Origin of the sequence: Actinomyces sp. 2119, from assembly GCF_003591215.1 — a bacterium.
Taxonomy (GTDB): Bacteria; Actinomycetota; Actinomycetes; order Actinomycetales; family Actinomycetaceae; genus Actinomyces; species Actinomyces lilanjuaniae.
Window position 1 is genome coordinate 414,661 of sequence record NZ_QYRR01000002.1, and the last position, 13,461, is coordinate 428,121.

At 68.5% G+C, this 13,461-nt stretch carries 10 protein-coding genes; 7 read left to right on the plus strand and 3 right to left on the minus strand.

Annotated features, from left to right (window positions below; all coding sequences use genetic code 11):
- Positions 1-60 precede the first annotated feature (60 nt).
- Both D4740_RS03680 and D4740_RS03685 read right to left on the minus strand, forming a co-directional pair.
- Positions 61-1,332 (minus strand): bifunctional glycosyltransferase family 2/GtrA family protein, encoded by a 1,272-nt coding sequence (locus D4740_RS03680; RefSeq protein ID WP_259390641.1) that lies wholly within the window; start codon positions 1,330-1,332, stop codon positions 61-63.
- 1 nt (position 1,333) lies between these two features.
- On the minus strand, positions 1,334-2,383 hold the full coding sequence (locus tag D4740_RS03685) for a phosphodiester glycosidase family protein (protein WP_119835554.1): 1,050 nt from the start codon (positions 2,381-2,383) through the stop codon (positions 1,334-1,336).
- 454 nt (positions 2,384-2,837) lie between these two features.
- Between D4740_RS03685 and dnaK the strand changes: the two genes are divergently transcribed.
- The 6 genes from dnaK to D4740_RS03715 all read left to right on the plus strand — a co-directional run bounded on the left by dnaK (position 2,838) and on the right by D4740_RS03715 (position 9,178).
- Positions 2,838-4,712, plus strand: a complete 1,875-nt coding sequence (gene dnaK / locus D4740_RS03690; RefSeq protein ID WP_119835555.1) for a molecular chaperone DnaK — start codon at positions 2,838-2,840, stop codon at positions 4,710-4,712.
- Positions 4,709-5,353 (plus strand): nucleotide exchange factor GrpE, encoded by a 645-nt coding sequence (gene grpE / locus D4740_RS03695; RefSeq protein ID WP_119835556.1) that lies wholly within the window; start codon positions 4,709-4,711, stop codon positions 5,351-5,353. Before dnaK ends, grpE begins: the two co-directional genes overlap by 4 nt.
- Before the next feature lie 140 nt (positions 5,354-5,493).
- Positions 5,494-6,522, plus strand: coding sequence for a J domain-containing protein (locus D4740_RS03700; RefSeq protein WP_119835557.1), 1,029 nt, complete (start codon positions 5,494-5,496; stop codon positions 6,520-6,522).
- Positions 6,519-6,971: a heat shock protein transcriptional repressor HspR gene (locus D4740_RS03705; protein WP_119835558.1), complete on the plus strand. Its 453-nt coding sequence runs from the start codon at positions 6,519-6,521 to the stop codon at positions 6,969-6,971. The genes D4740_RS03700 and D4740_RS03705 overlap by 4 nt, the downstream gene beginning before the upstream one ends.
- A 144-nt stretch (positions 6,972-7,115) precedes the next feature.
- Positions 7,116-7,763 (plus strand): DUF4282 domain-containing protein, encoded by a 648-nt coding sequence (locus D4740_RS03710; RefSeq protein WP_119835559.1) that lies wholly within the window; start codon positions 7,116-7,118, stop codon positions 7,761-7,763.
- Between the two features lie 74 nt (positions 7,764-7,837).
- Positions 7,838-9,178 (plus strand): DUF418 domain-containing protein, encoded by a 1,341-nt coding sequence (locus D4740_RS03715; protein ID WP_119835638.1) that lies wholly within the window; start codon positions 7,838-7,840, stop codon positions 9,176-9,178.
- 248 nt (positions 9,179-9,426) lie between these two features.
- Here D4740_RS03715 and D4740_RS03720 read toward each other — a convergent pair whose 3' ends face one another.
- Positions 9,427-10,155, minus strand: coding sequence for a hypothetical protein (locus D4740_RS03720; RefSeq protein WP_119835560.1), 729 nt, complete (start codon positions 10,153-10,155; stop codon positions 9,427-9,429).
- A 205-nt stretch (positions 10,156-10,360) separates the two neighbouring features.
- Between D4740_RS03720 and clpB the strand changes: the two genes are divergently transcribed.
- Complete coding sequence (gene clpB, locus D4740_RS03725) at positions 10,361-13,048, plus strand: ATP-dependent chaperone ClpB (RefSeq protein ID WP_119835561.1); 2,688 nt, start codon at positions 10,361-10,363, stop codon at positions 13,046-13,048.
- The last annotated feature ends 413 nt before the right edge of the window (positions 13,049-13,461 follow it).

Here is a 13,461-nt window from a genome sequence, read left to right on the forward strand (position 1 = left end):
GTTGTCTGCTTCCGGATACCTGGATGACAGGGCACTACAGGGATACAGAACCCTGAGACCTCATTGACGCATGCTTGTTGCAGACTCTTTTCTCCGTACGTGCCCCGGCTGTCGCGGAGCGCCTCCGGTCGGAGGGTGTCCGAAGACCAGGTGACGCTGAGCCAGGTAGCTGGTGACGTAGACAGTGCTGTCCGTAAGGACCTTGGCCAGGCCCAGAGGTATCCCGATCCCGGTCAGGGCGAGCAGCAGCAGGTAGCTGGCGGCGACAAGGCTGCAGGCCAGGACGGCGTAGCGCGCCACGGTGCTTCTCGTCGTTGCCTGCCCGGCCCCGAAGACCCGACGGTTCATGAGGTAGTTCGCGGTAGCGCTGATCAGGCGCGCCGCTACCACCGGTCCCAGGAGGCGGCCGGTCAGCGCGTGAAGCACCACGACCACTAGCCAGTCGATACAAAACCCCGCCAGGGACGTGGCCGTGAAGGCCAGAAGCGGTGCGTAGACCCTGAACGAGTCACGCAGCGGCCTGAAGTGGCTGGAGGTGTTTCCCGGCTCGTAGACGGTGGCGATCTCCACCTGCTCCACGTCCAGGCCTAGCCTGTGCGCTCGCAGTAGCAAGGCCAGCTCGTACTCGTACCTGTTGCCGCCGACCTGCTGAAGCCAGGCCAGCTGTCCTGCCGGGTAGCCGCGTAGGCCGGTCTGGGTGTCGTGCAGCCTCCACCCGGTAACGGCACGAAGCAGCAGGGAGGTCACGGTGTTGCCGACCCGGCTGCGCAGGGGGACCGGCCCACGGAACCGGCGTACCCCCAGGGTCATGTGCCTGCTGTGGCGTACACGCGAGGCCACGTCGGCAATGTCCTCTGGCTTGTGCTGGCCGTCGGCGTCGGCGCACACGACGTCCGCCTGGGGCCACAGGTCGCAGGCTCGTGCCAGTCCGCTGCGCAGGGCCTCGCCCTTGCCCCGGTTACGCGCCAGGGTGACGACGTGGGCGCCATGGGACCGGACGGTGGCAAAGACCTCGGCGTAGTCGGGGCCGGACCCGTCGTCCACGACGAGGACCGCGCAGCCGGAGCACCTGTGGAGCACCTGACGCACCAGGTCGGGGAGGCGGCGGTCCGGACGGTAGGCGGGGATCAGGACTACCAGAGTGGCTACCGGGGTCTGCTCTCCCTCCGGGCGCGGGTCCCGCTGTGGGTCCTGGAGGCGGGGGTGTTGGCCCGGCTGGGGGGAGGCCGCAGGCAGACCTGCCGCCGCCTGCTGGGGGCTGGTACGTGGGGTGGTACACGGGGACGTGGGGACCAGGGCCGGCGTGGTTGTCGTCATGGTTGTCGCAGCCATGTCATGAGCCGTTGGCGATGTAGAGGATGTCCGAGGTGGCTCTCTCCCCTCCGTTGGAGGGCCGGTTGAGGACCGAGCCGTTGAGGTACAGGGTGGACGAGCCTCCTCCGTCGAGGTTGTAGGCGGCCTGGCACCCCAGGTCCACCATGATCTGGGCGAGTTCGGTCATGGTGACTCCGCGGGAGTAGCCTCGGTCCCTGCCGTCCACCACGACGAGCACGAGGTGGTTGGTCCCTACCCACCCCACTGCCGTGCGGGGCTGCTCGCCCTGGATGGAGTGGTTGCCGACGTTGGTGTCCACCTCGACGGAGTCGATACCCGGCAGGACCGCGGCGTCCTTGACCAGGGCGGGACCGAAGGACAGCGTGTTCCACGCCCCCGCGGCCAGGAGCGTCTGGGCGTCGGTACTGGTCTCGTCATAGACCTCGGCGCGGCCGTCGGTGTAGAAGACCATGCCGTCACGCGCGCCGCTGTCACGGTAGACGGTGCCGTTGCGGATGAGGATCCCGTCGGTGCGGAAGCCGTAGTAGTCTCCGTTGACCGCCAGGACGGCGTTGTGCTGAGCAGCGATCTCGCTGGGCCTGGCGGTGATGTTGGTGCCGTAGGAGTTCTTGGCGAAGGCGCTGCGCAGGGTAGTGGCGTGGGACAGGCTGACGTCGGCGACGTAGTAGGTGACCGCCTGCGCCCCGGACCCGGTGGTGACCTGGTGGGTCTCAATGCTGGTGGCGGAGGAGGAGTAGCCGGTCTCGGTCACGCTGACGGACTCGGCGTTCACAGAGGCTCCGGAGGAGGTGACCGAGCTGTTGCGCGCCTCGTAGGCGGCGACGTCGTCCACTTCGACGTGATCGATGACAAAGCGGTTGAGAGCCCAGGTGCTGGCCCCTGTGGCGACCAGGCCCAGGGCGGCGGCACCTCCCAGCAGGAAACGGCGACGTGCGTGCCTCCGGGGTGCCCGGATGATGGTCCGAGCTGCCTGCGGCGTGTCTTCTGGCGGGGTGGCTGGAGCGCTGTCGGGCGTGTCCGGGTCGGGGCCGTGCGGGCTGTTGTGCATGGCGCAACCCTGACGCTCAGGTGTGTGCCGCCCGTAGGTTCACCGTGTGCGTCTGCTGTGAGGGGAGGAGGCCGTAGCAGATCCTGACGGAGCCGGGGAGGCCGGGGAGGTTGGGGAGGACGGGGAAGGAGGTCGCGAGCGAGGCGATGGGGAGAACCAGGTGCGGGGGTTGCGGGAGTGAGAGGCGTCATGCTCTGCGAGGCGGAATAGAACACCCGGCCCTAGAGTTGAGTCGGGCAGACTCAGAGATGATGTTGACAAGACCATGCTCAACAACAATCATGAGCGCATGAGGCTCAACCTGCTGACGCTCTGCGTCAGACATGGTGGCCCGTGCTGACAACTTCACCCGACCTCAGCGCCCCGCGCACCAGCTGCACGGTCCTGCGAAGCCACTGGGCTCCACGGGCCGTGTACCGGCCAGGGCGCGACAAGAACAGTAAGGAGAGCCCGTATGGCACGCGCCGTCGGTATCGACCTGGGAACCACAAACTCTGCGATTGCCATCCTGGAGGGTGGCGAGCCCACCATCATCCCTAACGCTGAGGGCGGCCGCACCACTCCGTCGGTCGTCGCCTTCTCCAAGTCTGGCGAGGTGCTGGTCGGTGAGGTCGCCAAGCGTCAGGCCGTCACCAACGTGGACCGGACCATCTCCTCGGTCAAGCGTCACATGGGCACGGACTGGTCCGTCACCATCGACGACAAGAAGTACACCGCCCAGGAGATCAGCGCCCGTATCCTGGCCAAGCTCAAGGCTGACGCGGAGTCCTACCTGGGGGAGTCCGTAACCAACGCCGTCATCACTGTTCCGGCCTACTTCAACGACGCCGAGCGCCAGGCCACCAAGGAGGCCGGGACCATCGCCGGGCTGACTGTGGACCGTATCGTCAACGAGCCGACTGCCGCTGCCCTGGCCTACGGGCTGGACAAGGGCAAGGAGGACGAGCTCATCCTCGTCTTCGACCTGGGTGGGGGAACCTTCGACGTCTCCCTGCTGGAGGTCGGCAAGGACGAGGACGGCTTCTCCACCATCCAGGTGCGTGCCACCAACGGCGACAACCGCCTGGGCGGTGACGACTGGGACGCCCGCATTGTCGACTGGCTGGTCAGCCAGGTGAAGTCCAAGAGCGGTGTGGACCTGTCCAAGGACAAGATCGCCATGCAGCGCCTGCGTGACGCGGCCGAGCAGGCCAAGAAGGAGCTGTCCTCGGCGACCTCCACGGACATCAACCTGCAGTACCTGTCCATGAGCGAGGCTGGTCCTGTCCACCTGGACGAGAGGCTCTCCCGCTCCCGCTTCGAGGAGATGACTGCGGACCTCATCGAGCGCACCAAGGTTCCTTTCCACAACGTCATCAAGGACGCCGGGGTCTCCCTGTCCGAGATCGACCACGTGGTCCTGGTCGGAGGCTCGACCCGTATGCCCGCGGTCACCGAGGTGGTGCGCGAGCTGACCGGCGGCAAGGAGCCCAACAAGGGCGTCAACCCTGACGAGGTCGTCGCCGTGGGCGCCTCCCTGCAGGCCGGTGTCATCCAGGGCGACCGCAAGGACGTGCTCCTGATCGACGTCACGCCGCTCAGCCTGGGCATCGAGACCAAGGGCGGGGTCATGACCAAGCTCATCGAGCGCAACACGGCCATCCCCACCAAGCGCAGCGAGGTGTTCTCCACCGCCGAGGACAACCAGCCCTCCGTCCTCATCCAGGTCTACCAGGGTGAGCGTGAGTTTGCCCGTGACAACAAGCCGCTGGGCACCTTCGAGCTGACCGGCATCGCCCCGGCGCCCCGGGGCATCCCCCAGATCGAGGTCTCCTTCGACATCGACGCCAACGGTATTGTCCACGTCTCCGCCAAGGACCGTGGTACCGGCAAGGAGCAGTCGATGACCATCTCCGGAGGCTCGGCCCTGCCCAAGGAGGACATCGACCGTATGGTCAAGGAGGCTGAGGCCCACGCCGAGGAGGACAAGAAGCGGCGCGAGGACGCCGAGACCCGCAACGCCGCTGAGCAGCAGGCCTACTCCATCGACAAGCTCCTCAAGGACAACAAGGACAAGCTGCCCGACGACGTCAGCTCCGAGGTCTCCGGTGCTGTCGAGGACCTGAAGAAGGCCCTGGAGGGTGAGGACATCGAGCCCGTCAAGGCGGCTCAGGAGAAGCTGAACACTGTCGCCCAGAAGGTCGGGGAGGCGCTCTACGCGGCTGACGCCGCTGCCCAGGCCGCCGGCAGCGAGGGCGAGGCCGCCTCTGCGGGAGCCTCCGCAGGCACCTCCGGAGACGACGAGGACATCGTGGACGCGGAGATCGTGGACGACGAGGACTCCAAGTGAGTGCCGCCGGTCCTGTGCCTGAGGGCGAGGGGGTCGACCCCGAGCTGGAGGCGGCGGTGGAGTCCGCTTTCGAGGAGGTCCCCGAGGAGGTCCGTGACCGTCTCCAGGACGGGGCTGCTCCCGGGGAGGCGCCTGCGGCGCCAGGTGCCGGGGAGGGGGACGTGCCGCAGGGGGAGGAGAACCCCGACCCCCTGAGCCAGGCTCGGGCCGAGGCTGCTCAGGCGGCCGAGGACCTGGCCCGGGCGCGTGCGGACCTCTACAACCTCCAGCAGGAGTACCAGGGCTTTGTGCGGCGCTCCCGCGAGGCCGCGGCCGGGCACCGCCAGGCGGGTGCGGCCGGGGTCGTGGAGGCGCTGATCCCGGTCCTGGACGAGGTCGAGTTGGCTCGCCAGCACGGAGACCTGACTGGGACCTTCGAGACCACGGCCACCAAGCTGGAGGCGGTCCTGAGGGACAAGTTCTCCCTGGAGCGGTTCGGGGCCGAGGGCGAGCCCTTTGACCCCACCATCCACGAGGCGCTCATGGCCACGGAGTCCGAGGAGGTCACCGAGCCCACGATCGTCCTGGTGCTCCAGCCCGGCTACCGCCTTGGGGAGCGCGTGGTACGGGCGGCACGTGTGCAGGTCGCCAACCCGGCCTGACCTGGGTGCCACCCCGGTGGTTGCACGTCACCGGCCTGGGGGCTGCCGCCTCAGCGCGCGCAGCCCCCAGGCCGAGCGGGGCGGGCCTGCCCCCAGACACTTATACCAGCTACTCACCTGGACGAGGAGGCGGTGAGACGATGGCCAGCCAGGACTGGATGACCAAGGACTTCTACGCGGTCCTCGGCGTGAGCAAGGACGCCGACTCCGCCCAGATCAAGAAGGCATACCGGACCCTTGCCAAGAAGTACCACCCGGACCGCAACCCGGATGACGCCGTCGCTGCAGAGAAGTTCAAGGAGGTCGGAGAGGCCTACGCGGTGCTGTCCGATCCCAAGGAGCGCCAGCAGTACGACGCGATCCGCTCGATGGCGGGAGGTGGCGCTCGCTTCACCTCCGGCGCGGGCGGGGCCAGCGCGGGGGGCTTTGAGGACATCCTATCCTCCATGTTCGGTGCCCAGGGCGGCAACGTCCGGTTTGAGACCGGTGGTGCGGGCCAGCCTGACCTGGACGACCTGCTGCGCATGTTCGGCGGTGCTCCCAGCCCCACGCGCTCGGGCGGGCGCCCCGGCTCCTTTGGCTTTGGGGGCTTCGGCTCCCGGCCATCGCCGACCAAGGGGCCTGACGTCCTGACCTCTGCCACCTTGAGCCTGCGTGACGCGGTGGCGGGTACCACCGTGGAGCTAACCGCTGACGGACGCACCATGACCGTCCGTATCCCTGCCGGAGTCCGGACAGGCAAGAAGATCCGGCTGCGGGGCAAGGGGCGTCCCGGTCCGGGCGGCGGGGAGAATGGCGACATGGTGGTGACCATCACGGTGGAGCGCCACCCTGTCTATTCCATCGACCCGACTGACAGCGCCAACCTCCGGATGGACTTGCCAGTGACCCTGTCGGAGGCGGCGCTGGGGGCCACCGTGGAGGTCCCGCTCCTGGAGGGGGGAACCTCCAAGGTCCGGATCAAGCCGGGTACCTCCTCGGGCACCGTGCTGCGCCTGAGAGGTAAGGGAGTGGTCACGGAGCGCAGGACCGGGGACCTGCTGGTGACTGTCCAGGTGGCGGTCCCCAAGAAGCTGTCACGGGCGGCACGCAAGGCGCTGGAGGCCTTTGACGAGGCAATGGGAGACACGGACCCACGGGCCACGCTCATGGAGGAGGCCTCTCGGTGACGGCCCGGCGCCGTGCTGGTCAGGGGCTCGGCTTCCTCGCCCGCGACGCGCAGGAGCGGGCCGTCTACGTGGTCTCGGTGGCTGCGGACCTGGCGGGGATGCACCCCCAGACGCTGCGCCAGTACGACCGCCTCGGACTGGTCAGCCCGGCGCGTACCCGGGGCAGGGGACGACGCTACTCCCACCGTGACGTCGAGCGGCTGCGACGTATCCAGGCGCTCAGCCAGGAGGGGGTCAACCTGGAGGGGATCCGGCGCATCCTGGAGCTGGAGGCCCGTGTCGAGGCGCTGGAAGCGGACAACGCCCAGTACCGGGCGCGGGAGGCCGCCGTGCAGCGGATCTTTGCCGCCGCGGCTGACGGAGAGGTCCAGGTCGTGCCTCGTGGCCCCCGGGACCGCAGAGGCTCGACTCCCCGAGGCGGCGGCGCCGAGGGCCGTCAACCCCTGTGAGCAGTATTGAGCTAAGGCTCTGAGCGGAATGCTTCATGACCACAGTGACGTGTAAGGTGGAGGTCCCTGTCGTTAAGGACATTTCGAAGAACCCCGCCAAGAACGTCACTAGGAACATCGCCAGGAACAAGGAGACCTCTGGTCATGACTCAGCCGACGAACCCGGACCAGCCCCACGACAACCAGCCTGACAGCAACCCGTCTCACGACCAGCAACCGGACGTCGGTGCCCAGGGCGTGCCGGGTGCGAGCAGCGCCCCGCAGGCCCCCGGCTCTCAGCCCCCGCAGCAGCCGGAGCCTGGTGTCCAGGGGGCGGGCACCTACGGTGCCCCGCAGGCTTCTGGCCCTTCCGCCCCTTACGCCACGCCTGCCGCTGCTCCCGGGCAGCAGCCAGGTCAGTCCGGCCAGGCCTACCCCGGCTACGGTGCCCCGGTTGCGCGGTCGGGAGGCTTCTTCGCCTCACTGTTTGACATGAGCTTCACCAGGTACGTCACCCTTACCTGGGCCAGGGTGGTCTACATCCTGTGGATCGTCATGGTGGTCGCCACGTGGCTCATCTGCGCGGTCGCCATCGGCTCCTCTGGCGGAGGCTCTCACGGCGGCTACCACGGCTACGGCTCCTACGCGGCCTCGCACGCGGCCTTCAACCCGGGGGCCTTCCTCCTGGCGCTGGTCCTGGGGCTCATCCCCGCCTTCCTGCACATCCTCGGCGCGCGCATGGTCCTGGAGTTCATCGTCGCCGTGATCCGTACGGAAAACAACACTCGCTGGCTGCGCGGGCCTCAGTCCTAGGGAGGACCACGCCGGGCACCTCATCCTTCTGCAGGAGGACCTGTGTCCGGTGAGGTCGCACTAGGGTGATGAGCATGAGAGTAACGACATCCTTCACGCCTGGTGTGCGCTATCCGGCGCCCGACGTGGCTCGCGGGGTTATGCTGCTGCTTATCGCGGTCGCCAATGTCCCCATCTGGGCGGAGGCTGTCTTTGGTCAGCCGGACCCCAGTACCCAGGGCCTCCAGGGCGGGCAGATGTCCTCGGCGGACTCCGTGTGGGTCCTTGTCCGGGCACTGGTGGTCGACCACCGCTCCTACCCGCTGTTTGCCATGCTCTTCGGGTTTGGCCTGGTCACCATGGTCAACCGTCGGGTCACCTCCGGTACTCGTACCTATCTGGACTCCGTCACTGGGGGCCAGCCTGACCTGGCCACGCCTGCACAGGCTGTGTGGGCCCAGGAGCAGGCAAGGGTTGACGCGCGTCGTCTTGTGCGCCGCCGCGGGTGGTGGATGATCCTGTTCGGTGCCGTCCACGGGATCTTCTTCTTTGGTGACATCATTGCCACCTACGGGCTCATCGCCGTCATCTTCGCCGACTGGCTGGCCCGCAAGCGCTGGAGGGGCGCGCTCGTGGTTGGTCTGGTTGTCACGGTTCTGTGCTCGTTGATTATGCTCTACTCGGGCTGGATCATGACGGGTGGGCTCGAGCAGCTGGGCGTGGACATGGACAGCGCCGAGGCCCAGGCCGGCACCGACGTCCTGGCGAGCATCCCCTGGTTTATCACCAATATCCTGGTGTGGGCTGGCAGCACCGTGTCTGCCGTCTTCTTCTCCATGGCGGTCCCGGCGGCCTTTATCGGTGCCCGTCTGGCTGACACCGACCTGCTCTCCCACCCGGAGCGCCACCGCAGCAGGCTCGCGGCCGTGGCCGCTGGCGGTATGGGGATCGGCATCCTGGGCGCACTGCACTCAGGGCTGGTTGCTGCGGGGTGGGCGCAGCCCTTCCTCCTGGACGAGGCCGCGACCTACGTGAGCGGCCTGGCCGGTGCCGCGGGCTGGCTGGCCCTCTTGGCGCTCTACGCGGGCGGTCCCACTCCTGACGGGAGCCTGCACGGTTTGCGGCGCATGGCCTCGGCCGTGGGGCGACGCTCTATGACGGCCTACCTGAGCCAGACGATCCTCTTCCTTCTCGTCTTCGTGGTGGTGCCCGCGGTGCTGGGCACCAGCCTTGAGGTGGGCGCCGCTGCCGCAGGTCTGATCGCTGTCGCCGTGTGGCTGGTCACCGTGGTGATCTGCATGCTGCTGGAGCGCGCGGGACGTCCTGGCCCCTTCGAGGTCGCCCTGCGCACCGCCGTGGCTCGCAGCGAGCGGCCCCGGGCCGCTGTCCCGGCACCCGGGCAGGAGGAGTGGCCTCCTCGGGCTGTGGGGGCGTGAGTGCTGCCCCGCACTGCCGGGCGGCGGTGCGGGGCAGCAGCCGTCAGACAGACCCCGGGGCAGCCAGACAGACCCCGGGGCAGCGGGGGTGCAGACAGCGGGTACAGCAGTTGGGGGTGGGGCACGGTGCACCGTGCCCCACCCCCAACTGCGTGTCTCAAACTCAGCTGGTGCTGCATGCCTCCCCGGTGGCCGCCGACGTCGAGATGGTGCCGAGCCGGGGCGTCAGCTGAGAGCCAGGGCAGGCGTCAGCCGATGCTGCCAGCGATGTCCTGGACCAGCTCCTCGGTGCGCTCAGCGCTTGAGGTAGTGACGGTGATGACGGCGTAGCCGCCGTCGCTGGTCGGGGCGATAAGGACCTCGCCCTGGGCGGGGTTGTCCGGGATCGAGTAGGCGCCGGTGGCGGCCTCCCCGTTAGGTGTCTCCACGGTCCCGTACTGGGCCAGCTCGGCGCCCTGCTGTGCGAGGAAGCTGGTGACCTCCTCCTCGGTGGGGGTCTCAGTGTTGGAGTACACCCCTGACTCGACGTTGACGTTCTCCACGAAGCCGTTCTCGTCCGGCTCAGCGGCCCGGTAGGCAAGATCCAACTCGGCGAGCATCTGCTGGTAGGTGTCGAGGTCGCTGCCCTGGGCCTCTGCGATGGCCTGAAGCTGCTCGTCAGAGTAGGCCTTGGCGTCCTCCCAGCCCTCTGGCACGGCCAGGGAGATTCCCGCCGTGGGCGCCTCCACCTCCTGGTAGCCCTCGGGGATGACTGCCTCGGGGCTCTCGGCGTCCTCTGTGGAGTCCGCGCTCGCCGCAGAGTCCTCGGAGCCCTCAGCGGTCTCCTCGGTGCCCGTGCTCTCCTCGGTCTGCGCCGCAGTCGTCTCCTCGTCGGCTGCGGTGGTCTCCTCGTCGGAGCTGTTGCCGGCGCAGCCTGCCAGGGCCAGGGCGGTGCTGACGGCGCCGACCGCCAATGCCGTACGGATACGTGCTCGCATGGGAATTCCTCCTGTGTGTCGGGTTTCGTTAACACTACGTGATCTTGCGAGGGACCGCTTCGCGGCTGAGGCGGACGCGTCCCACATCGAAATCAAGGGTTGAGCGGAATAGACTCAACTCTGATTGGGTTGGGGTGGTCAGAGCTCTCCCGGTCGCGAGGCCGGGACCAACACATCCTCACCACACGTCCTCAAGGAGGTCCCCATGGACACCAGCTACACCACCAAGTCCCAGGAGGCGATCGCGGGCGCCATGCAGGCTGCCGCGGCGGCGGGTAACCCCCAGATCGAGCCCGCCCACCTGCTCATCGAGCTCCTCACCCAGGAGGGCGGCGTCGCGGCGGCGCTCCTGGAGGCTGTCGTCACGGACCCGGCCGTGCGACAGGGCGTGGGTGCCACCACCCGGCGCATCCTCAGCCAGCTGCCCGCCTCCTCCGGCAGCTCGGTGGCCCAGCCCCATCCCTCCCGCGCCCTGCTGGCAGCCCTTGACGCCGCCAGCACCGAGGCGCGCGACCTCGGGGACGACTACGTCTCTACCGAGCACCTTCTTATCGGCATCGCCGCAGGCACGGTGACACCCGGCACCTCGGGGACCACCGCCAAGGTGCTTCGTGACGCCGGGGCCACCCCGCAGGCGCTGCGCGAGGCACTGCCCCAGGTGCGCGGGGACTCACGAGTCACCTCAGCCAACCCGGAGGGCACCTACAAGACCCTGGAGAAGTACGGGACTGACCTGACTGAGGCGGCCCGGGAAGGCCGCCTGGACCCCGTCATCGGCCGTGACACCGAGATCCGCCGCGTGGTCCAGGTCCTGAGCCGACGCACCAAGAACAACCCCGTCCTCATCGGCGAGCCCGGCGTGGGTAAGACCGCCGTCGTCGAGGGGCTGGCCCAGCGCATCGTCGCCGGGGACGTGCCCGAGTCGCTTACCGGTAAGCGACTCATCGCCCTGGACCTGTCCGGGATGGTGGCCGGGGCCAGGTACCGCGGCGAGTTCGAGGAGCGCCTCAAGGCGGTGCTCAAGGAGATCAAGGACTCTGACGGCGAGGTCATCACCTTCATCGACGAGCTGCACACCGTGGTGGGCGCGGGGGCAGGCTCCGAGAGTGCCATGGACGCGGGCAACATGCTTAAGCCCATGCTGGCCCGCGGCGAGCTGCGGATGGTGGGTGCCACCACCCTGGACGAGTACCGTGAGCGCATCGAGAAGGACCCCGCCCTGGAGCGTCGCTTCCAGCAGGTCTTTGTCGGTGAGCCCAGCGTGGAGGACACCGTCGCCATCCTGCGCGGTATCGCCCCCAAGTACGAGGCCCATCACCAGGTAACCGTCTCCGACGGGGCGCTCGTGGCCGCAGCCACCTTGTCCGACCGCTACATCACCGGTCGCCAGCTGCCCGACAAGGCCATTGACCTGGTAGACGAGGCCGCCTCGCGCCTGCGCATGGAGCTGGACTCCAGCCCCGTCGAGCTTGACGAGCTGCGCCGCCGGGTAGACCGGATGCGGATGGAGGAGTCCTACCTGGACGAGTCCGTGGGCCAGGACGACGCGGACCCGGCTGCTGTGGAGCGCCTGGAGCGCCTGCGCGCCGAGCTGGCCGACGCCACCGAGCAGCTCACTGCCCTCAACGCACGCTGGGAGGCAGAGAAGGCCGGGCACAACAAGGTCGGTGAGCTCCGTGCTGCCCTGGACGAGATGCGCACCAGGGCGGACCTGGCCGAGCGCGAGGGCCGCTTTGAAGAGGCGGGTCGTCTGCGCTACGGCGAGATGCCAGGGCTGGAGCGCCAGATCCGGGAGGCCGAGGCCGACGACGCCCAGCAGCAGGCGGGCTCCAGCGAGCCGATGATCGCCGAGAAGGTGGGGGCCGGCGAGATCGCCGAGGTCGTGGCCTCCTGGACCGGCATCCCCGTGGGGCGTCTCCTTCAAGGGGAGACGGAGAAGCTCCTCACCATGGAGGAGGTCATCGGGCGGCGCCTCATCGGTCAGCACGCCGCCGTGTCCGCGGTGGCCGACGCCGTGCGGCGTTCGAGGGCAGGCGTGTCCGACCCCGACCGCCCCACCGGCTCCTTCCTCTTCCTGGGGCCCACGGGTGTGGGCAAGACCGAGCTGGCCAAGGCCTTGGCGGAGTTCCTCTTCGACGACGAGCGCGCCGTCGTGCGTATCGACATGTCGGAGTACTCTGAGAAGCACTCCGTGGCACGTCTGGTGGGTGCTCCCCCCGGGTACGTGGGCTATGAGGAGGGCGGCCAGCTCACCGAGGCCGTGCGCCGTCGCCCCTACTCGGTGGTCCTGCTTGACGAGGTGGAGAAGGCCCACTCGGAGGTCTTCGACATTCTCCTGCAGGTCCTTGACGACGGGCGGCTGACGGATGGCCAGGGGCGCACGGTGGACTTCCGCAACGTCATCCTGGTGCTCACCTCGAACCTGGGGTCGCAGTTCCTCATCGACCCGATCCTGTCTCCCCAGGAGAAGCGCAACGAGGTCATGAGCGTGGTGCAGGCCTCTTTCAAGCCGGAGTTCCTCAACCGGCTGGACGACACGATCGTCTTTGACTCTCTGACCCGGGAGGAGCTGGCGGGCATCGTCGACATCCAGCTGGAGCGCATGAGCGAGCGCCTGGCTAGCCGACGCCTGTCGCTGCGGGTGACCGAGGCCGCCCGGGCGTGGCTGGCGGATGAAGGCTACGACCCGGCCTACGGGGCGCGGCCGCTACGCCGTCTGGTCCAGCGTGAGATCGGGGACCGCCTGGCCCGTATGATCCTCGCCGGTGAGGTCCTTGACGGCCAGGACGTGGTGGTGGACCGGCTCCCGGGGGAGACGGGACTGAGCCTGCGGGCTGAGGGGGAGGCCGCGCGCTCGGCCCCCTCAGCGCCTTCCGCCGGCTCGGCGCTGTGAGCCGGGGGCGACGTGGGTGGATGCCGGTGGCGGGATGGCGCAGGCCCGTGCGGCGCTGGCGACGTCCTCCAGCCGCACGGACGCCTTTGGCCGGGCGGCGCCGCCCAGCCCCGTGGTCCCCGTGTCCAGGAGCTGCTTGACGGCGGCTGACGAGTCGTCACCTGAGGCCACGTCGTCACAGGCCGCCAGCAGCTGCGGCAGTGAGATGAGGTGTGGGACGCGTGAGGGCCTGCCGAGAAAGTCCTTGTGGCCGGGATAGCGAAAGCAGAGCGCGCCGTGGCGCGTGTCGTCACTGACCCCCAGGAGAAAGTCGAGGTCGTCGAGTCTCCTGGGGGTCCTTCCCTACCTCGCGGGCGTGAGTACGCTCTGCCTTCTCAATGAGGTTGCGGCCCCACCGGTCCGGGGCGCTGTCA